Below are 19,692 nucleotides of genomic sequence, written 5' to 3' on the forward strand. Positions count from 1 at the left end.
CCACTGCGGAACGTAGGTTACTCGTGGATGCCAAGCTCCTCCGCGCTCATGCCGAGGAAGCCAATCTCTGCGAGCTTCACCTCGACCGGCTCGCTCGAGACGTTGATGATGTCGACCACACGGCCGCCTATCGTGCAGCAGTAGGCGTAGCCGATGTTAAGGTCGGCGGAGACCAGGCGGGCAAGGATGGTCGAGAGGCCACCGGGGACGTCGGGAACCGCGATGGCGAGAACCTCAGTGACGGCGGCCTGGATGCCCGCCTCCTGAAGCGACTTGCATGCGCGGACGGGGTAGTCACAGGTGAAGCGCACTGCGCTGAAGTCGCTTGAGTCAGCCACCATAAGGCCGAGAATCTGAATCCCTGCATCGCCTAAGACCTTGCTCATCTGCATGAGCACGCCGGGCTTGTTTGGCAGAAACGCCGTGACCTGCTTGATCATTCTGAACCCCTTCCCCGCTTGCCATCGGTGGCCACCGACAGCCGATCTGGCGGTGGCGCTGTAAGACCGATGCTACGGACGAAGGCTTTCAGACTCGTTGCGCGAGCGTTGCTCGGGGATTGGTCCTTGGTTAGGAAGCGCTTTCCGGAGAGGTCCGCGAAAGTTGCTCAAATAAAAAAGGGACCCTTTCGGGTCCCTTGAAAGATCGTGGTGTCGGAGGCGGGACTTGAACCCGCACGACCTTTTAGTCAGTCACTAGCACCTCAAGCTAGCGCGTCTGCCAATTCCGCCACTCCGACATGGGGTTGGTGCGAGAGCTATAGTAGCACGGTGTTCTGGAATGGCCAACGACAATTTGAGATTTTTTCTCTCGCACCGTCTCTAGGTAGGAATGAGATAAGCCAATTAGGCGATTACAGGCCATTTACCTGCACTGACACAAGTTGTGAAGACACATTCATAACTCAAACGAATGTGGGAGCCTTCTTCCTGTCGGACGGCGGCACAGGAGGGCCGCAGGCGCACGCAAGGTCGGATCTCCTGTGCGTGACAGACCGGAGATCCCCCGAATTAGGTTGCTGCCGCCGCCTGGTCGCCCGGATTCGCCGGCAGAAGCTCATTGGCCACCGTAATCGGACAGTGAGGGCCTTGAGTGGCGAGTGGGGCTCCGGAGACCTGAAGAAACATGTCAACCATCCGTGGGAAGAGCTTGCGCCGAGCGATTTTGGCGACCGCGGGCAAGAGCCAATAGAAAAAGCCCCACCCTCTCGTGGAGGATGGGGCAAGATGGCATGTGCGGCCCGTTGCTGGCCCAGGTGCCCGGAAGTCCTGCTTAGAGCTCGACCGAGGCGCCCTTGATCGGGTTCGGCGCGGCGAAGTGGCACGCGCAGAAGTGTCCGGGCTTGACCTCACGCAGCTCAGGCATCTCGCCAGAGGCGCAGACGTCCTGGGCGATGGGGCAGCGCGTGTGGAACGGGCAGCCCGCAGGCGGCTCGATGGGCGAAGGGGGATCGCCCTTCAGGATGATGCGCTTGCGGGAGCGCTGCACGTCCGGGTCGGGCACGGGCACGGCAGAGAGCAGTGCCTGCGTGTACGGGTGGTACGGCTCGTCGTAGAGCGTCTTCCAGTCGGAGTTCTCCATCATGTGGCCGAGATACATGACGGCCACGCGATCGGAGATGTGCTGGACGACCGAGAGGTCGTGGGCGATGAACAGGTATGCGGTGCCGTACTCCTTCTGGAGGTCGCTCAGGAGGTTGAGGACCTGTGCCTGAATGGAGACGTCGAGTGCGGAGACCGGCTCGTCGCAGATGATCAGCTTAGGCTTGAGAGCGAAGGCGCGCGCAATGCCGACGCGCTGGCGCTGGCCGCCCGAGAACTCGTGCGGGTAGCGGTTGATGTGCTCGGGGTTCAGGCCGACGATGTCGAGAAGCGAGCGGACGTACTCGAGGCGCTCCTTGGCATCGGGCATGACGTTGTGGATCTGGAGCGGCTCGGAGACGATCTCGCCGATGGTCATGCGCGGGTTCAGCGAGGCGTAGGGGTCCTGGAAGATGAACTGCATATTGCGGCGCATCTCCTTGAGCTCCTTCTTGTTCATCTTCGCGACATCCTTGCCGTCGAAGACGACCTTGCCCGAGGTAGGGTTGGTAAGGCGCATAATGGTGCGTCCGGTAGTGGACTTGCCGCAACCGGACTCGCCAACGAGGCCGAAGGTCTCGCCGGGATAGATGTCAAAGGAGACGTCCTCCACCGCATGAACGCGCTTCTTGTTCATGCGGCTGGCGAACACGCCGGCCTCTACGGGGAACTCCTTGGTCAGGTGCTCGACGTGCAGCAGGGACGCGCCCTGGTTCTTCTCTGCCATTTACTGCTCGCCTCCTTCTGCGTTCTGGGTGCGCGAGGTGGACGGCGCGTTCTTCTTGATGAAGTCGGGGTCGCTCGCGAAGTGGCACTTGGTGTAGTGGCCCTCCCCCACAAAGTGAGGCTCGGGCTTTTTGTTGCGGCAGATGTCCTGCGCGTAGGGGCACCTGGGCGAGAAGGGACAGCCCTTGGGTGCGTTGACAAGCGAGGGCGGGTTGCCCTTGATTGGCGTGAGAGGCTTCTTCTCGTCCTTGACCTGCTTCGGGATAGAGCGGATGAGGCCCCAGGTGTAGGGGTGGGACGCGCCGTAGAAGATCTCGTCGGCGGTGCCGAACTCGACGGGCGAACCAGCGTACATAACCATGATCTTGTCCGCGACGTCTGCGACGACGCCCAGGTCGTGGGTGATCATGATGATGGCGTTGCCGTTCTTCTCCTGCATCTCCTTCATCAGCTCGATGATCTGAGCCTGGATGGTGACGTCGAGGGCCGTGGTGGGCTCGTCGGCGATCAGGATGTCAGGGTCGCAGGCCAGCGCCATGGCGATCATGACGCGCTGGCGCATGCCGCCGGAGAACTCGTGCGGATAGTCCTTGACACGCTGCTCGGCGTTGGGGATGCCGACCATCCTGAGGAGCTCGATGGAGCGCTCGGTCGCCTGCTCCTTGGTGTAGCCGCGGTGAAGCCTTAGGCCCTCGCCCAGCTGACGACCGATGGTGTAGACCGGGTTCAGCGAGGTCATGGGGTCCTGGAAGATCATCGCGATGTCATTACCGCGGATGTGCTCCATCTCGTGCTCGGACATCTCGAGCAAGGACTTGCCGCGGTAGCGGACGTCGCCGCCTTCGATCTTTCCCGGGGGCATGTCGATGAGGCCCATGATCGTGAGTGAGGTGACCGACTTGCCGGAGCCGGACTCGCCGACGACGCCGAGGGTTTCTCCGCGGTCGAGGGTGTAGGAGACGCCGTCGACTGCCTTGACCACGCCGTCCTGGGTGTGGAAGTACATCTTGAGGTCGTCGACCTCGAGGAGGTGCGAGCCCTCGGGAACGGGCTGGTCCTTGAGCTCGACCCAGTTGTCATTCTTCTTGCGTGCCATTATGCGTCCTTCATCTTGACGTCGAGTGCATCGCGCAGGCCATCGCCCAGGAGCGTGAAGGCAAGCACGGTGGTGAGGATAGCGAGACCGGGCATGAGCATGAGCCAAGGCTGGGTGGCCAGGTAGGTCTGGCCGTCCTGAATCATGATGCCCCAGGAAGGATCAGGCGGAACGACGCCCATGCCGAGGTAGGACAGAGCCGACTCGGTCAGGATGGCGCCACCGATGTTCATCGTCGCGTAGACAACGATGGAAGCAACGGAGTTGGGGAAAATGTGACGAGCGATGATGCGGAAGTCGGAGGCTCCCATGGCACGCGCCGCGTCGACGTAGTCATTCTCCTTGACCGAGAGGATCGCGGAGCGGAAGACGCGCGCGATCGACGGCCAGCCAAGGATGCCGATTGCAATGAACACGTTCTGGATGCCCGAGCCGATGACCGCGAGCATCGCAATGACGAAGAGCGTGTACGGGAATGCCAAGAATATGTCTGCCAGGCGCATGATGATCGTATCCCAGATGCCGCCGTAGTAGGCCGCGAGCGCACCCATCACCAGACCGATGAGCGTGGAGATCGCCGTGGCGAGAACGCCAACGGCCAGCGAGATGCGTGCACCGTAGATGACGCGGCAGAGCACGTCGCGACCGAGGGTGTCGGTGCCGAACGGGTGCTCGGCCGACGGGGCCAGGCGCGACATCTGCGCCATGGTAGTGGAGTCAGCCTCTGTCGGGCTTCCCAGGGTCTGCGGGACCCAGAGGTCGGCGGTCAGGGCGACGAGGATCATGAAGATGATCCAGATGGCGCCAAAGATGGCGAGCTTGTTCTTGCGCAGGCGCTTCCAGGCGTCACCCCAGAGGGTTCGGGCGGGAGCGGCGGAAAGATCCTCGGCCTGGGCGGAAGCCTCGACCTTGACTTGAGACTCAGTCATGGTTTCCATGTCCTTCTTGGATTCAGTAGCCATTCGCGCACCTCCTATTCGTTCTTGCCAGCGCCGTACCTGATGCGCGGATCGAGGAAGGCGTAGGAGACGTCGACGAGAAGGTTGATGACCATGACCACGACGACGATGACGGTTACGGAACCAAGGACGATCGGCCAGTCGCGCTGCGTGATGGCGCGGTAGGTCTCGTAGCCGACGCCGGGCCAGTTGAAGACCGTCTCGGTCAGGATTGCGCCGGCCATCATGGCACCGAAGTCGATGCCGATGTAGGTGACGACGGGAATGAGCGCGTTCTTGAGCGCGTGGTGCCAGATTACGTCCCTGCGGGAGAGGCCCTTGGCACGGGCGGTGCGAATGTAGTCCTGGTTGAGGACCTCAAGAAGCTGGGAGCGCATGATGCGCGCGCAGTATGCGGTCGAGACCGCGGCGAGGGTCATTGCGGGGAGGATGTAGTACACCCAGTCGTTGAACTCCGCGTTGGGGCCACCGGCGCCCGAGATCGGGAGGTAGAAGCCGCCGCCCGTGACGTCCTTCAGGACGATGCCGAAGAACAGCTGGAGCAGCATGCCGAACCAGAAGGCAGGCATTGCGACCAGGATCGAGGTGACCAGCGTGACAAGAATGTCCCAGAAGGAATATCTCTTGATTGCCGAGACCATGCCGGCCCCGATACCCACGATGGCTTCGAGCAGGATTGCGCAGATCGAAAGCCTGATCGTGTAGGGATACTTCTGCGCCAGGATGTCGGCCACGGGCTGGCCGCTGCGCTGGTACGAAGTGCCCAGGTCACCATGAAGCAGGCCCGAGACGTAGAAGACGTAGCGCTTCCACATAGGCGTCTCGATGGTGTTCCCGCTCTCGTCGTACACCGGCTGACCGTTGTCATCGGTCTCAATGAGGTGGTACGACGCGCGGAGGGTGACCTCGGTCTGAGGATCAAGCTTCTTCTCCCCTGCCATCAGCTTGATCGGGTCACCCGGAACGATATTCTCCATCGCGAAAAGAATCAGCGTCACGCCCAGAAACACGGGAATGAACTGGAGAATACGTTTGAGAATGTACTTTCCCATACTAGGAATCCCCTTGCGTAGTCCAACAGATACCGTTCGAGCCTGCATAAACAAGCCGTAGAACCCGTAAATTATACCGTGTGGTGAACTTCTTTATATACAGGCAGCTAAATAAAGCGAACAGCACACGATAAATCCCATAAGCATAGAAGCCAAAAAGCGGGGCACCGGACGCGCCGATGCCCCAGGTACTTCTAGCTGCGATAAAGCGAGCGGAAGTGCTTATGCCATGGTCGCGGAAGCAAACTCGCCCTTGCTCTGCGGATCGAAGAAGAAGGTACCGATCTTGTCAGAGCCAACCCACATGTGGGAGTAGAACATCAGCGGGATGATGGGCACCTGAGCGCCGATCTTCTTGTTGATCTCGCGGTAGGCGGCCTTGCGATCGTCGTCACTGGTCATCTGACGTGCGTCCTCGATGGCCTTGTCGATCTCGGGGTCGTTGTACTTGGAGTAGTTGTTGTCCGCCGTGGAGAAGAAGTTCGGGTAGATGAAGTTGTCCATGGTCGGGTAGTCGGCGTTCCAGCCAAGACGGCCGACCTGGAAGTTGCCGTCACCGAGGGCGGTCAGGTAGGTAGCCCACTCCATGGAGGACTGGGTCACCTTGAAGCCGACGGCCTCGAGGTCGGTCTGGATGATGGACATGATGTCCTCGTGGCCACCGCCAGAGTTGTAGGAGAGGGTGATCTCGGTGCCGGCGAGGTTGTTCTCGTCCATGATCTTCTGGGCGGCGTCCTTGTCGTACTTGCAGAACTCCCAAGCGTTGCCGTCATCCTCGTCGATAACGCCGGGGAAGATGCAGTCGGCAGGCTTACGGGTGCCCTCGAAGAGGGTGTCAACGATGTTCTGGCGGTTGATGGCCAGAGACATAGCCTTACGGACGTTGACGTCCTTCATGACGGGATCGTTCATGTTGATGCAGAGATAGTAGACGGAAGCCTCGGCACCGGTCAGGACCTGGGCACCCTTGGTGACGGTGTAGCCGTCCTTGGCCTCGCCATACTTGTCCTTGGCCTCGGAGATGCGGCCCGCGGGAATCTGGGCGAAGTCCATGTTGCCGGCCTCGAACTCGCGGTAGGCGGTCTCGGGGTCCTTCTGGATGGAGAAGTTGATGCCGTCGAGCTTGGCCTTCTCGCCGTAGTAGTCGTCAAAGCGAACGACGTTGATGTACTGGCCAGTCTCCCACTTGCCGTCCATCTTGAAGGGGCCGTTGCCGATGGGGGCGGTCAAGAAGGAAGCAGGATCGTCGATGGCTGCCTTGGGGACGGGAGCCAGCGCGGGGTGGGCGCAGACATAGGGGAAGTCAGCCATAGGAGCGGAGAGCTTGACGACGAAGGTGTTCTCGTCGGGGCAGCTGAGGCCGGAGAGCTCGGTTGCGGCACCGGACTTCATCTCGTCGTAGCCAGCGACGGGAGCAAGGTGGTAGCCGATCTCGGAAGGCGTGGCCATGCTGGGGTCGACCAGACGCTGCCAACCGCGCTTGAAGGACTCTGCGTCGACGGGGTCGCCGTTGTGGAACTTGGCGCCCTTCACAAGGTGGAAGGTGTACTCGGTGGCGTCGTCGTTAACATCCCAGGACTCAGCAGCCTTGGGGACAACCTCCTGCTTGTCCCAATCGAAGTCGGTAAGGGCGTCGAACAGGATGTGCTCGACCTGGGTGCCCTCGGACTCCTGAGTGTTGTAGGGATCGATAGCAACGGGGTCGTTGATGTAGAACTTCATGGTTCCACCCTTGGCCTCACCCGCGCCGTCAGAGGAGCCACCCTTCTTGCCGCAGCCCGCGAGGGCAGCGAGCGCGCTGGCCGCAAGTCCGCCCTGGACGAACGTGCGACGGCCCATCATCAGCTTATCCGCCATTCTTTCCTCCAATACTTGTTTTGCATCACGGCTTGTGCCGGGACGTCTTATTAAAAACGAGACAGCCTCGTCGAATGTACGTATTTTTACTCAATATGCATGCACGTGCAAATCTTCTGAAGTTCAAAAAACAAGTCTGCAACAATTACTTTAAACAGAAGAAATGCAGGTTAAACACATTAAAAGTCATAGCTACACGCTAGTACCGGCACGGTTCACGAGTGTCAAAGTTAACACTTACGAAATAGAGCAAATTGCAGGTAAACCAATAAAGGACTGATTGGCTGTTGCGTCAATTCTCTTCGACCCAAGTTCAATTATGCAGATGACATTGGCTGTGAGCTGCCAATTATGCGCACAGAATAGCATCACAGCCGAGAGGGGGAGGCACTTCTTCCCCCTAACTCCGCCATGCACCGGGGATGGGAGAGACTGCGTCTGCCCAGAAATGCCTGAGCGGTGCGTGGGCGAACGAAGGACGCACGTCGGGCGATTTGGGTAACTGGCGGCATGAAAAAGCACCCGGCATGCCACGAGAGCACACCGAGTGCGGAGGTTGCGAACTTGCTTAGGCAACAAGCGCGTTGCGAGCGACCAGAGAGGTGTCAGGCACTTGGGCCTGGAAAGCTCGCAGCGCGGGCTGGCAAAGGAACTGGCCGAGTGGGACTAAGCCATGCCGATGACGCCCTGCGGGAAGGTGAGAGCCATGACCAGAATGCAGAGGCCAAATACCACGGCGGTGATTACGGTGAGGCGATCGAGGTTCTTCTCCCACACACCAGAGCCGGCCGTGGAGTTGTACATGGAGGAGGAAATCATGTCAGACACGCCAGTGCCCTTGCCGGAGTGCAGGAGGATCAGGATGATCGTCAGGACTGCAGAAACGGCCAGAATGAAAAGAAAAATGAGGTTCAGAGGGCTCACGTGTACTCCTTTTAGAAAAGGTCGGCACCGCTCGCGCGATGCCGACCCCCGATTGCTTCACACGACAGCGTAGAAGCATATCACAGTTTGACGTGCTCTTTAGAGCTCGACCAGGACTCTCCCCGTCATCTCCTCAGGACGATCGATGCCCATCATGGCAAGGATCGTGGGGGCGATGTCGCTCAGGCGACCATCCTCGATGCCGGCAAGCTTAACGGGCTTGTCGTCGGCGATGATCAGCGGGACGCGGTTGGTGGTGTGAGCCGTGAAGGGCTTCTTCTCGCCATCGACGACGTCGTACATGTGGTCGGCGTTGCCGTGGTCTGCGGTAATCAGCGCGAAACCGCCCTTGGCGAGGATCGCGGGAATGACCTGGGACAGACCGTGGTCGACGGCCTCGGTTGCCTTGACGGCGGCCTCGACGACACCGGTGTGGCCAACCATGTCGCAGTTGGCGTAGTTGACGACGTAGAAGTCAGCCTCGTCATTGTTGATGGCCTCGACGAGCTTTTCCGTAACCTCGGGCTCGCTCATCTCAGGCTGCAGGTCATAGGTAGCGACCTTGGGAGAAGGAACGAGCACGCGGGTCTCGTTCTTCTTCGGCTCCTCGACGCCGCCGTTGAGGAAGAACGTGACGTGCGCGTACTTCTCGGTCTCGGCGGTGTGCAGCTGCTTGTAGCCGCCATCGGCAAGGACGTCCGCCAGGACGTGCGCGGGAACGCTCTTGGGGAAGGCGATATCGACGTCGAAGGTGGGGTCGTACTCGGTCATGGTAACGAAGGCGGAAAGCTTCGGGAACTTCTTGCGGTCGAAGCCCTCGAATGCCTTGTCGGTCATGGCGCGGGTCATCTCGCGGGCGCGATCGGGACGGAAGTTGAAGAACACGACTGCGTCGCCGTCGTTCACTCCCCCGTCGTCGAGCACGAACGGGGTGACGAACTCGTCGCCACGCTCGTCCTGCACGTAGTAGTCAAGCAGACCCTGCTCGGCAGTGGTCGCCTTGACGCCCTCGCCGCAGACGATGGCGTCGTAGGACTTCTGCTCGCGCTCCCAGCGGTTGTCGCGGTCCATTCCCCAGTAGCGGCCGGCCACCGTCGCGATCTTGGTGTCGTTGCCAAACTTGGAAGAGATTCCCTCGCAGTACGCCTGGAGGTCCTTCATGAAGCCAGCACCCGACTGGGTCGGAACGTCGCGGCCGTCCGTGAAGGCGTCGATGCGGACGCGCTTGACGCCACGCTCGCCAGCCATCTCGAGCAGCGCCTCGCAGTGGCTCATCTCGGAGTGGACGCCACCGTTGGAGATGAGGCCCATGACGTGGAGAGTGCTGCCGTTGGCAACGACGCCGTCCATGGCCTTGACGAGAGCCTCGTTGGACTTGAAGGAACCGTCCTTGATCGCGTTGTTGATCAGCGAGAGGGACTGGTAGACGATGCGGCCGGCACCGATGTTGAGGTGACCGACCTCGGAGTTGCCCATCTGGCCGTCAGGCAGACCGACGTCCTCGCCGGAGGCGCCTAGCGTGGTGTAGGCGTACTTCTCGACGAGAGAATCGAAGAACGGCCTCTTGGCCAGAGAGACGGCGTTATCGGGGCCGGCGGGCGCAAGGCCGCAGCCGTCCATGATAACGAGGAGAGCAGGAGTACGAACCTCAGACATTACATTGCCGCCTTAACCATAGCTGCGAAAGAATCGGCCTTGAGCGAAGCGCCGCCGACGAGGGCACCGTCGACGTCCTCCTTCTCGAGGAAGCCGGCGACGTTCTCGGGCTTGGCGGAGCCGCCGTAGAGGACACGGATGCCGTCAGCGGTCTCCTGACCGAAGATCTCGGCGAGGGTCTTGCGGATGGCGCCGCAGACCTCCTGGGCGTCGTCGGCAGTGGCGGTCTTGCCGGTGCCGATGGCCCAGATGGGCTCGTAGGCGACGACATACTTGGAGGGATCGGAGATCTCGAGGCCCTCGGTGTCCTTCTTGATCTGGTCGACGACGAACTCGACGTGCTTGCCGGCCTCGCGGACCTCAAGGGGCTCACCGCAGCAGCTGATGGGGACGATGTCGTGAGCCATCAGAGCCTTGGCCTTCTTGTTGATGTCCTCGTCGGACTCGCCGAAGTAGCCGCGACGCTCGGAGTGACCGATGATGCAGTAGGTTGCACCGATGTTGGTCAGCATGCCGGGAGCGGTCTCGCCGGTGAAGGCACCGGACTCCTCCCAATAGACGTTCTGGGCACCAAGCGAGAAGGGCGCGCCCTCCTGCTTGATGACCTCAGCAACGCCCTTGAGGTCAACGGTCGGGGGGCAGACCACGACGTCGACGTCGCCGGTGCCGTCCGCGAGCTCCTTGGCAAGACCCTGAGCGAGGACGACGCCCTCGGTGTAGGTCTTGTTCATCTTCCAGTTACCAGCAATCATCCTATTACGCATCGAGAAGCGCCTCCACTCCAGGAAGAGCCTTGCCCTCGACGAGCTCCATGGAAGCGCCACCGCCGGTGGAGATCCAGCTCATCTTGTCCGCAAGGTCAAACTTGTTGATAGCTGCGACGGAGTCGCCGCCGCCAATGATCGACGTGCAGTCAGAGTCCGCGACAGCGCGCGCGACGGCCTCGGTGCCGGCTGCGAACTGGTCGAACTCGAAGACGCCCATGGGGCCGTTCCAGAAGACGGTCTTGGCGCCCTTGATGGCCTCCGCGTAGAGCTCGCGGGTCTTGGGACCGATGTCCATACCCATGCGATCGTCAGGGATCTTGTCAGCGTCGACGACCTCGCCCTCGGCATCCTCGCCGAAGTGGTCTGCGACGACGTTGTCGATCGGGAGCAGGATCTTAACGCCCTTCTCCTCTGCCTTCTTCATCATCTCGGCAGCACGCTCAACCCAGTCCTCCTCCTTGAGGGAGGTGCCGACGGTGTAGCCCTTGGCCAGGTAGAAGGTGTAGGCCATGCCGCCGCCGATGATCAGGGTGTCAGCGGAGTCGATGAGGTGATCGAGGACACCGATCTTGGAAGACACCTTGGAGCCGCCGACAATGGCGACGAAGGGACGCTCGGGCTCGGCGAAGATGGAGGTCAGGGTGTCGACCTCCTTCTCGAGCAGGAAGCCGGCTACTGCGGGGATGTGGGCAGCCGGGCCGACGACGGAGCCCTGGGCACGGTGGGCGGTGCCGAAGGCGTCAAGGACGAAGATGTCACCGTAAGAGGCGAGCTTCTTGGCGACCTCAGGGTCATTCTTCTTCTCGGCCTTGAGGAAGCGGACGTTCTCGAGGACGAGGATGTCGCCAGGCTTGACCTCGGCGACGGCAGTGGCAGCCACGTCACCGTAGGTGTCGGGGCAGAACTTCACGTCGTAGCCGGTGAGCTCGGCAAGCTTGTCGGCAGCGGGCTTGAGCGAGAGCTCGGGCTCGGGGCCGTCGCCCTTGGGGCGACCAAGGTGGGACATGAGCACGATGCCAGCACCCTGCTCCTTGAGGTACTTGATGGTGGGGATGGCCGCGCGGACGCGGGTGTCGTCGGTAACGACGCCGTCCTTCAGAGGCACATTGAAATCGACGCGCATGATGACGCGCTTGCCCTTGACGTCAATGTCGCGGACGGTCTTCTTGGTAAAGGCCATGTTGCAACTCCTTGCTGATAGCTTCTTACCTAATGACATAAAAAGGGGCACGGCCGCGGCCCGTGGACCTGCGACCGCACCCCTTGTGATACCCGAAAGTCAGGATCGCACTTAGGCGACGAACTTCTCGAAGTACTTGATGGTGCGGACCATCTGAGAGGTGTAGGAGTTCTCGTTGTCGTACCAAGAGGTGACCTGAACGAGGGACTGGCCGTTGCCAAGGTCCTGGACCATGGTCTGGGTGGCATCGAAGATGGAGCCGTGGGTCTCGCCGACGATGTCGTGGGAGACGATCTGGTCCTCGTTGTAGCCGAAGGTCTCGGGGATGGTCTCAGCGTAAGCCTTCATGGCAGCGTTGACCTGCTCGACGGTGACGGTGCCCTCGACGACAGCGTAAAGGTTGGTGAGGGAGCCGGTCGGCGTCGGGACGCGCTGAGCAGCGCCGATGAGCTTGCCGTTGAGCTCGGGGAGAACCAGGCCGATTGCCTTAGCGGCACCGGTGGTGTTGGGGACGATGTTCTCTGCGCCGGCGCGGGAGCGACGGAAGTTGCCCTTGCGCTGGGGGCCGTCGAGGATCATCTGGTCGCCGGTGTAGGCGTGGATGGTGGTCATGATGCCGGAAACGATGGGAGCAAAGTCGTTCAGGCCCTTGGCCATAGGAGCGAGGCAGTTGGTGGTGCAGGAAGCAGCGGAGATGATGTTGTCATCAGCGGTGAGCTTCTCGTGGTTGACGTTGAAGACGATGGTCGGGAGGTCATTGCCCGCAGGAGCGGAGATGACGACCTTCTTGGCGCCAGCGTTGATGTGAGCCTGAGCCTTGTCCTTGGAGGTGTAGAAGCCGGTGCACTCGAGGACGACGTCGACGCCGAGCTCGCCCCAAGGCAGGTTGTTGGCGTCTGCCTCCTTGTAGATGGTAATCTCGTGGCCATCAACGATGATGGAGTGATCGGTAGCCTCGACCTTGTGATCACGAGAGTAGTTGCCCTGCGTGGAGTCGTACTTCAGAAGGTAGGCGAGCATCTCGGGAGAGGTGAGGTCGTTGATAGCAACGATCTCGGAGCCCTCGTGACCGAACATCTGACGGAATGCCAGACGGCCAATACGACCAAAGCCGTTAATAGCAACCTTAACTGCCATGCTATCTCCTTTCGCGAGGTCACTCGGGGCCCTTCCCCAAGCTGACCAACACAGACATGCACTAGATTCGATTTTACCCGCTTTCAAGAATTTCCGATTCGTGAACACGCATAGTTTGAAGAAATGAAGCACCCACCAGAGGTTGTCCATCCATCGCTATTCAATTCAGTGAGCGGCGTAATTCTGTCTGCGAACGGTGTACCAGCGAATTGTTCTAACTTGACCAATCATTACTGATCATTGGTTTAGGCTTTGCCGAACCATCAACTTTGCGTCACATTTGCGGAGAATGACCAACCATCACTGTTCATTAGCGGAGCCGTCCGCCTCGCCCATGAGGCGCTGCAGCCTGAGCACGCGATGGTACATGGCCGACTTCGACGCCGGCGGGTTGCACCTCTGGCCCAGCGCGGCCAGCGACAGATCGGGGTTGGCACGGCGCAGCAGGCAGAACTCGCGCAGGGCAGGCGGCATGGAGCGCAGGCCGATGACCTTCTCGGCCTGGGCGATCATCTGGATCTGGTCGGCGGCTGCGCCCGTGGAGCGCGCCTGGTTGGCGATCTCGGCGTTGACACGGCGGTTCACGTCGTTCTTGAGCGACTTAACGCGCCGCACGTTGGCGACGGCCTGCGCGGAGCGGCGCGCGCCCATAGCGGTCAGCAGGGTCACGATGTCGTCGAAGCTCTTGACGTAGATGGCAAACGACCCGCGGCGTCGGTTGAGGCGCGCCTTGACGCCCAACTGCTGGAAGAGCTCCACCACGCCGGTCGCGAAGTCCTCGCCCGTGACCGCGATCTCGAGGTGGAAGTCGCCGCGCGGGTCGGCGATGAAGCCACCCGCCATGAAGGCGCCGCGCACGAAGGAGCGCGCGCAGCAGGGGCTGCCGAGAAGTTCCTGGGGCACGCCAGGTGCGACCCCCTGCCCCGGGAGGAGGATGCCGAGTCGGATGAGGTCTGCCTCGAGCTCGTCCTGCTCCGGGATCTCGATGAGGTAGTTGCGCGTCTTGTGCAGGTTGGAGTGGCGCACCGTCAGCGGGGTCTCGAGCTCGAAGAGCTCGTGAGTGAGCTTGATCATCGTGCGCGCGACGGCGCCGGTCTCGGTGGCCACGCGGATGGAGTAGCGGCCCGAGCCGCGAAACGACAGCGTGCCGCAGACGCGGGTGATGGCCGAGAGCTGCGCGTAGGCGCACCCCGGGCACTCGCCGTCGACACGCGAGAGCTCGTCTTTTACCTGTGCGGTGAACGACATGCGCTATCCCGTCGTGACGTTTGCCAGCTTGAGGTCGCGGTGCGAGAGCGTCACGTGGTAGCCCTGCTCCTTGAGGTAGGCGGCGGTGTCGTTGGCGATGGCAACGCTGCGATGCTGGCCGCCGGTGCAGCCCACGGCAATGGAGAGCTGCGTCTTGCCCTCGGCGATGTAGCCGGGCATAGCGACGTCGAGCAGCTGGCGCCAGGCCTTGAGGAACTTGCGGGTGACGTCGTTGTCGAGCACGAAGCGCGCGACCTTCTCGTCATTTCCCGTCATGGTACGCATCTCGGGGTCGTAGAACGGGTTGGGCAGGAAGCGGACGTCAATCATGAGGTCGGCCTCGACGGGCATACCGTGCTTGAAGCCGAACGAGTAGACGCTCACGTCAAGCAGCTGCTGGTCGGAGAGTTCCGAGAAGCTGCGACGAATGCGGTTGCGAAGCGTGGAGGTGCGGATGCGGCTGGTGTCGATGACCAGGTCGGCACGGTCGCGCACGGGCTGGAGCTGGAGTCGCTCACGCTCGATCGCGCTTTCGAGCGACTCGCCCGAGAGCGCGATGGGGTGACGGCGGCGCGTCTCCTTGTAGCGACGAATCAGGACCTCGTCAGAGCAATCCAGGTAGAGAAGCTTGACCGTGAGCTCGTGGTTCTCGAGCTGGTGCATGACGTCGAACATCTCGTCGAACAGGCCCTGGCTACGCAGGTCGCAGGTAACGGCCAGGTGACGGCCCACGCCGGAGTTGATGCCGACGACGCGGGCAAGGTCGAGTACCAGGCGCGGGGGCAGGTTGTCGATGCAGTAGTAGCCCATGTCCTCGAACACGTGCATGGCCTGCGTGCGGCCACTTCCCGACATGCCCGTGATGACCACGATGTCGGGAATGCGGTCGCTCTCCGCAGCCGCGCGCATCTCTTGTCCGGACTTAGCCATGCATACCTCCGTGGTGGGGACGCCGCCCGGGCGACCCGTTCGTTCGAGCACTGTCTAGAGGATACCCTTAGCGCCCGGACGCGGGGGCGTCTCCCCCATCTGCACGCAGCTTCGCCACGATGCCGCGACCTTGGCGGCGACCGAACCGCCTAGGCCTCGGGCTCCTGTGCCTCGTCGCCGTCGCGCCGGACCGACTCGGCCTCCTCGCCCCAGGCGCGCAGCTCCTGCCAGACGGCTTGCGCTATGGAGTCCGGAACGCCCTTGACCTGCGCAATCTCCTCCGGCGAGGCCGAACGCAGGCGCTTCATCGAGCCGAAGTGGCGCATGATGGCCTTCTTGCGCTTGGGGCCAACGCCCTCGATGTCGTCGAGGATCGAGACGCTCTGCGCCTTGGTGCGCAGCTCGCGGTGGAACGTGATGGCAAAGCGATGCGACTCGTCGCGGACCTGCTTGATGAGGTAGAGCGAAGCCGAGCCCGAGGGCAGGACGACGGGCGTGTCGTCCCAGGGCACAAAGACCTCCTCGTCCGACTTGGCCAGGCCGCAGACGGGAATGTCGAGCCCCAGCTGGGACAGCTGCGTCATGGCAGCCGTCAGCTGCGGCTTGCCGCCGTCGACCACCAAAAGGTCCGGCGCGCTCTTGGCAAAGCGCTCGTCGGCCATGCGATCGGGCCCGTAGCGCCTGCCCAGGACCTCCTGCATGCTGACGAAGTCGTTCGCCTCGTCCAATTCGGCGCGGATCTTGAAGCGGCGGTACTGTCCCTTGTCGGGCCGGCCGTTAGTGAAAACCACCATCGAGGCGACGGTGAAGTTGCCATGCAGCGTCGAGATGTCGAAGCACTCGATGCGCATGGGTGGCGCGTCAAGCGCAAGTGCGCTCTCCAATTGGAGAAGTGCCTGGTTCGTGCGGTCGTCGGCATACCCCGTCCGGACCATGTAGCGATTGAGGGCGTGGTGGGCGTTGCGCGAGGCCATCTGGAGGAGGTGGCTCTTCTCGCCGCGCTGGGGACGATGCACATGGCAGGAGAGGCCGCGCTTGCCCGAGAGCCACTCCCCCAGCACCTCGGCGTCGGCGAGGTCCACGGTCACGTCGACCTCGGCGGGAATGTCGGCCGTCTCGTCGTAGTAGCGCTTGACGAAGCCGCCGACGAGCTCCTCCTCGTCGACGTCCATGCCCTTGTTGAGGATGAACTCGCTCGTACGGATGGTACGACCTTCTCGCACGACGAAGACGCAGGCCGCCGAGATGGTCTCCTCGCGGTAGATGCCCACCAGGTCGAGGCTCACGTTGGTGGGGAACGTCACCTGCTGCTTGTCGTCCAGGCCGTTGATGACCTCGAGGCGGTGCTTGAGGCGGGCGGCGCGCTCGAACTCGAGGTTCGCGGCGGCATCGGCCATCTGCTCCTCGAGCTCGCCGATGATCTCGCTGCGCTTGCCCGAGAGGAACTTCTCGACCTGCCTGATGTTGCTCGCGTAGTCGACCGTGGAGATGGCCCCGCAGCACACGCCGGGGCCGCGCCCCACGTGGTAGTCGAAGCAGGGACGTCCGCGCTCGGCCAGCACCATATTGGCCACCGCGGCGTCGTCGGGGTGGCTCTGGAGGAAGCGGCGAGTGCGCTTCCACTCGGCGCAGTTCGCAACGCAGACGGGCACGGCCTTGCGCAGCGTGTCGATGGTCGCGCGCGCGGCATGGGCGTCGGTGTAGGGGCCGAAGTAGCGCGTGCCCTTCTTGTGCTTCTCGCGCGTGTACTTGATGGCCGGAAAGACGTCGGACTCCGTGATGGCGATGCAAGGGTAGCTCTTGTCGTCTCTGAAGTCGACGTTGAAGTACGGGTGGTACTGCTCGATGAGATTGCGCTCGAGCAACAGGGCCTCGTGCTCGGAGCCCACCACGACGTAGTCGAAGCTGCGAACCACTTGCATCATCAGGGGGATCTTGGCGCGGTCGTCGGTCAGGTTGACGTACTGGAACATGCGGCTGCGCAGGTTCTTGGCCTTGCCGACGTAGATGACCTCGCCCTTGGAGTCCTTCCACAGGTAGCAGCCGGGCGAGGTGGGAACCTGCGCCACCTGCTCGGCGATGCTGGGCATGCCAAGGTCCTCGGGGCGCGGGGCCGCCGAGCCGAGGTCGGGCGTGATGGGGGCAGGGTCCTTCACCGACATGGCCGCTCGCTAGAACGAGGTGTCTGTGGGCTCGGGGTAGTAGCGCGAGAACTTGCGGATCTGGTTCTTCTCGGTGAGCTCGACGTCCAGGGCGCGGCGGAGGCCCCAATCCTTCTTGTAGCGCTGCGGGTCGAACACGAGGCCCTTCTTGACCAGGCCGTTGACCTGCTCGAGCAGCTGCGGGTCGCGCACGTACTTGCGCAGCAGGCTCACGGGGACGAGCGTGTAGAGCACCTTGTCAGAGGCGGTCTGGGGCTCGACCGCCTCGTGGTCCACCAGGTCGCGCACGGCCAGCTCGACAGGGTTCACGCCCGCGGCCAGGTTGTAGAACGAGTTGCGCCCGATGCGCGGGTTGACCTCAAAGAACACGTAGCGGCCCGGGTGCTTGGGATCGCGCTTGATGTCGAAGTTGGCGAAGCCGCGGTAGCCCACGGACTTGAGCATCTGGGAGGTCTTCTGCCAGAGCTCGGGCACCTGCTGGGTGATCATCGCGACGGGGTTGCCCAGCATGGCGGGGGCGTGATCCTCGAGCAGGACGCGCGCCGAACCGAAGAGCGTGCACTCCCCTCGCTGGTCAAGGTACAGGGTGATGGAGTCCATCCAGGTGTCGTCGCCCTCGATGAGCTCCTGCACCAGCATGTCACCCGCAAAGCCGGCCTCGCGAAGCAACGTCAGGATGCCCTCGAGCTCCTGCTGGCTCTGGACGTAGTAGACCTTCTGGAAGCCGCGCGCGATGTAGGCGGCATACTCGGGAGAGTAGGCGGGCTTCAGCACCAGGGGGAAGTCCTTCTCCCATACGGGCCACGCCTCGTCGCCGCCGCAGCGAGCGACCAGCGAAAGCGGTGCCTCGAGGCCGTTCTGCTCGCAGAGGCGCGCGAACTCGACCTTGTCGGAGACCAGGTCGACGACCTCGGCGGGAGGCATGCACATGACCAGGTTGTCGGGAAGCTCCGCTGCCAGGCGGCTCAGGATCGCGATGATCGGGTCGGCGTTGGACAGCACGAAGACGGTCTTGCCGGCGTTGGCGGCCGCGATGTCGCGCAGGGCATCGCGCAGGTGCTCCTGCGAGAGCGACTCGACGCGGTGCCAGTCGAAGATCTTTGAGTGCCGGATCGCGCCGATAGGCAGGGGCGCCACGCAGATGCTCCTGACGCCGAAGGCCTCGTGCATCTCGCGCCCCAGCGCGTAGGCGCCGATGTCGCCCGCGATGACGACGGATACGAGGTCTGTCCTGGTCTGACCCTGGGTCATGTGTGCTCCGATCATGGGATGGACGTGGTGCGGTGACGCGGCTCGAGGCCGCCTGCGGCAGATGTTAGCGCTGCTCGGAGGTGTCCTGCTGGACGCTCGAGGCACTCTGGCGGATGCGGTGACGGGTGAGCGCCCAGTCCCACAGGCCGGCGAGGGCCTTCAGGCGGCAGTCGAACGAGCCGATCCAGAAGGTGGGCTCCTTCACGAACAGCATCTTAAAGTCGCTGATGCCATCGTTGAGAAGACCGTTGAGGTCGTAGTAGAGGGCGCCCTTTGCCTTCGCGTCCAGAATCGCGTGCCACTTCAGGCCGTAGTTCGCACGACTGCGCTTGCCGGCGTCGGTCACGGCGCCCCAGAGCTCGAACGCGGTGCCGCCCTTCGTAGTGACGTTCCACAGGAAGGCCTGGATCTCTCCGTCCTTCTCGGCAACGTAGAACTGGTTGATGCCATCCATCACGTCGAACGCGGCGCGATAGAACTCGTCGGCGTGCAGCGCAAAGCCGTCGGCCTCGGCGGTGTTGTGGTAGATCGACAGAACCTGGTCCAGGTCGTCCTTGGTCGCGGCGCGGAAGACGATGCCGTCGCGTGCGGACTTGCGGATGTACTGCCTGCACTTGCGATTGGGAATGGACTTGTTGAGCGCGTCCTCGTCGAGAGTCAGGTCCATGACGGCGGTCTTCTTGACCAGCACGCGCTCGCTCTTGCGCCAGGAGTCGGACAGCTTGAGCTCGGTCACGGCCGGGTCGATCTTGACGGTGATTGCGGCGGTGTTCTTGCGGCACCACTCGGCAATGGCGTCTGCCACCTCGGGCAGGAGCGCGGGATCCTTGGCAAGCGGGCCGCGCGGCACGTAGGCCATCATCTTGAACGGGAAGGGCAGGGTGCGCAGGAGGACCTGGGCGGCGCCCACGACCTCTCCCCCCTCGAGGCAGACGACGCGCTTGGCGTCCCACGGACCGGTCTGCGACTTAAGCTGGCCCCACTGCCAGGCCTGGAGCGGGTGGCCGCCGCAGGACTCTACGATTTCGTTCCAGCTCTTGGGGTCATTCTCGATGCGATAATCCAACGATCTGCCTTCCTTCGGTTGCCACCCGGGGGCGGCGCTTGGGAGCCGCGCGGGACGCGGCGCAAAACCTAGAATCCCATCCATATAAGCAGACGGGGCGC

The 19,692-nt window shown here is 62.4% G+C and carries 16 protein-coding genes and 1 tRNA gene; all 17 read right to left on the minus strand.

Going from position 1 to position 19,692, the window contains the following annotated elements; all coding sequences use genetic code 11:
* Positions 1-17: 17 nt before the first annotated feature.
* On the minus strand, positions 18-440 hold the full coding sequence (locus B5D13_RS04535) for a hypothetical protein (RefSeq protein WP_078687137.1): 423 nt from the start codon (positions 438-440) through the stop codon (positions 18-20).
* A 208-nt stretch (positions 441-648) separates the two neighbouring features.
* Positions 649-739, minus strand: a tRNA-Leu gene (locus tag B5D13_RS04540).
* Positions 740-1,272: 533 nt separating this feature from the next.
* Entirely contained in the window at positions 1,273-2,307 is a 1,035-nt protein-coding gene (locus B5D13_RS04545) for an ABC transporter ATP-binding protein (RefSeq protein WP_078687138.1), read from the minus strand.
* Positions 2,308-3,402 (minus strand): ABC transporter ATP-binding protein, encoded by a 1,095-nt coding sequence (locus tag B5D13_RS04550; RefSeq protein ID WP_078687139.1) that lies wholly within the window; start codon positions 3,400-3,402, stop codon positions 2,308-2,310.
* Positions 3,402-4,331: an ABC transporter permease gene (locus B5D13_RS04555; protein ID WP_180363875.1), complete on the minus strand. Its 930-nt coding sequence runs from the start codon at positions 4,329-4,331 to the stop codon at positions 3,402-3,404. Before B5D13_RS04555 ends, B5D13_RS04550 begins: the two co-directional genes overlap by 1 nt.
* A gap of 44 nt (positions 4,332-4,375) precedes the next feature.
* The gene (locus tag B5D13_RS04560; protein WP_078687141.1) at positions 4,376-5,413 is read right to left on the minus strand and encodes an ABC transporter permease; all 1,038 of its coding nucleotides are present in this window, start codon (positions 5,411-5,413) and stop codon (positions 4,376-4,378) included.
* A gap of 222 nt (positions 5,414-5,635) precedes the next feature.
* Positions 5,636-7,270 carry a peptide ABC transporter substrate-binding protein gene (locus B5D13_RS04565; RefSeq protein ID WP_078687142.1) on the minus strand — a complete coding sequence of 545 codons (1,635 nt, stop codon included), beginning with the start codon at positions 7,268-7,270 and terminating at the stop codon, positions 5,636-5,638.
* Between the two features lie 666 nt (positions 7,271-7,936).
* On the minus strand, positions 7,937-8,194 hold the full coding sequence (gene secG / locus B5D13_RS04570; protein WP_078687143.1) for a preprotein translocase subunit SecG: 258 nt from the start codon (positions 8,192-8,194) through the stop codon (positions 7,937-7,939).
* A 99-nt stretch (positions 8,195-8,293) separates the two neighbouring features.
* A complete protein-coding gene (gene gpmI, locus B5D13_RS04575) occupies positions 8,294-9,850 on the minus strand; it encodes a 2,3-bisphosphoglycerate-independent phosphoglycerate mutase (RefSeq protein WP_078687144.1) in 1,557 nt (518 codons plus the stop codon).
* A complete protein-coding gene (gene tpiA / locus B5D13_RS04580; RefSeq protein ID WP_078687145.1) occupies positions 9,850-10,614 on the minus strand; it encodes a triose-phosphate isomerase in 765 nt (254 codons plus the stop codon). The genes gpmI and tpiA overlap by 1 nt, the downstream gene beginning before the upstream one ends.
* Positions 10,607-11,797 carry a phosphoglycerate kinase gene (gene pgk / locus B5D13_RS04585; protein ID WP_078687146.1) on the minus strand — a complete coding sequence of 397 codons (1,191 nt, stop codon included), beginning with the start codon at positions 11,795-11,797 and terminating at the stop codon, positions 10,607-10,609. The genes tpiA and pgk overlap by 8 nt, the downstream gene beginning before the upstream one ends.
* A 111-nt stretch (positions 11,798-11,908) precedes the next feature.
* Positions 11,909-12,934, minus strand: coding sequence for a type I glyceraldehyde-3-phosphate dehydrogenase (gene gap, locus B5D13_RS04590; RefSeq protein WP_078687147.1), 1,026 nt, complete (start codon positions 12,932-12,934; stop codon positions 11,909-11,911).
* A 300-nt stretch (positions 12,935-13,234) separates the two neighbouring features.
* On the minus strand, positions 13,235-14,182 hold the full coding sequence (whiA, locus tag B5D13_RS04595) for a DNA-binding protein WhiA (RefSeq protein WP_078687148.1): 948 nt from the start codon (positions 14,180-14,182) through the stop codon (positions 13,235-13,237).
* A 3-nt stretch (positions 14,183-14,185) separates the two neighbouring features.
* A complete protein-coding gene (gene rapZ, locus B5D13_RS04600; protein WP_078687149.1) occupies positions 14,186-15,112 on the minus strand; it encodes an RNase adapter RapZ in 927 nt (308 codons plus the stop codon).
* A 149-nt stretch (positions 15,113-15,261) separates the two neighbouring features.
* Positions 15,262-17,202, minus strand: a complete 1,941-nt coding sequence (uvrC, locus tag B5D13_RS04605) for an excinuclease ABC subunit UvrC (protein WP_234970693.1) — start codon at positions 17,200-17,202, stop codon at positions 15,262-15,264.
* A gap of 81 nt (positions 17,203-17,283) precedes the next feature.
* Positions 17,284-18,525: a carboxylate--amine ligase gene (locus B5D13_RS04610; protein WP_078687151.1), complete on the minus strand. Its 1,242-nt coding sequence runs from the start codon at positions 18,523-18,525 to the stop codon at positions 17,284-17,286.
* A 64-nt stretch (positions 18,526-18,589) separates the two neighbouring features.
* A complete protein-coding gene (locus B5D13_RS04615) occupies positions 18,590-19,591 on the minus strand; it encodes a lipid II:glycine glycyltransferase FemX (protein ID WP_234970686.1) in 1,002 nt (333 codons plus the stop codon).
* Between the last annotated feature and the right edge of the window lie 101 nt (positions 19,592-19,692).

Source organism: Olsenella sp. KH1P3 (assembly GCF_900167315.1).
GTDB classification, from domain to species: Bacteria; Actinomycetota; Coriobacteriia; order Coriobacteriales; family Atopobiaceae; genus Olsenella_J; species Olsenella_J umbonata_A.

Bases quoted from the DNA above. Each gene is read 5' to 3' on its own strand.
- B5D13_RS04535 (WP_078687137.1), bottom strand. From the start codon at position 440: ATGATCAAGCAGGTCACGGCGTTTCTGCCAAACAAGCCCGGCGTGCTC.
- B5D13_RS04545 (WP_078687138.1), bottom strand. From the start codon at position 2,307: ATGGCAGAGAAGAACCAGGGCGCGTCCCTGCTGCACGTCGAGCACCTG.
- B5D13_RS04550 (WP_078687139.1), bottom strand. From the start codon at position 3,402: ATGGCACGCAAGAAGAATGACAACTGGGTCGAGCTCAAGGACCAGCCC.
- B5D13_RS04555 (WP_180363875.1), bottom strand. From the start codon at position 4,331: ATGACTGAGTCTCAAGTCAAGGTCGAGGCTTCCGCCCAGGCCGAGGAT.
- B5D13_RS04560 (WP_078687141.1), bottom strand. From the start codon at position 5,413: ATGGGAAAGTACATTCTCAAACGTATTCTCCAGTTCATTCCCGTGTTT.
- B5D13_RS04565 (WP_078687142.1), bottom strand. From the start codon at position 7,270: ATGGCGGATAAGCTGATGATGGGCCGTCGCACGTTCGTCCAGGGCGGA.
- gpmI (WP_078687144.1), bottom strand. From the start codon at position 9,850: ATGTCTGAGGTTCGTACTCCTGCTCTCCTCGTTATCATGGACGGCTGC.
- tpiA (WP_078687145.1), bottom strand. From the start codon at position 10,614: ATGCGTAATAGGATGATTGCTGGTAACTGGAAGATGAACAAGACCTAC.
- pgk (WP_078687146.1), bottom strand. From the start codon at position 11,797: ATGGCCTTTACCAAGAAGACCGTCCGCGACATTGACGTCAAGGGCAAG.
- gap (WP_078687147.1), bottom strand. From the start codon at position 12,934: ATGGCAGTTAAGGTTGCTATTAACGGCTTTGGTCGTATTGGCCGTCTG.
- whiA (WP_078687148.1), bottom strand. From the start codon at position 14,182: ATGTCGTTCACCGCACAGGTAAAAGACGAGCTCTCGCGTGTCGACGGC.
- rapZ (WP_078687149.1), bottom strand. From the start codon at position 15,112: ATGGCTAAGTCCGGACAAGAGATGCGCGCGGCTGCGGAGAGCGACCGC.
- uvrC (WP_234970693.1), bottom strand. From the start codon at position 17,202: ATGCCCAGCATCGCCGAGCAGGTGGCGCAGGTTCCCACCTCGCCCGGC.
- B5D13_RS04610 (WP_078687151.1), bottom strand. From the start codon at position 18,525: ATGACCCAGGGTCAGACCAGGACAGACCTCGTATCCGTCGTCATCGCG.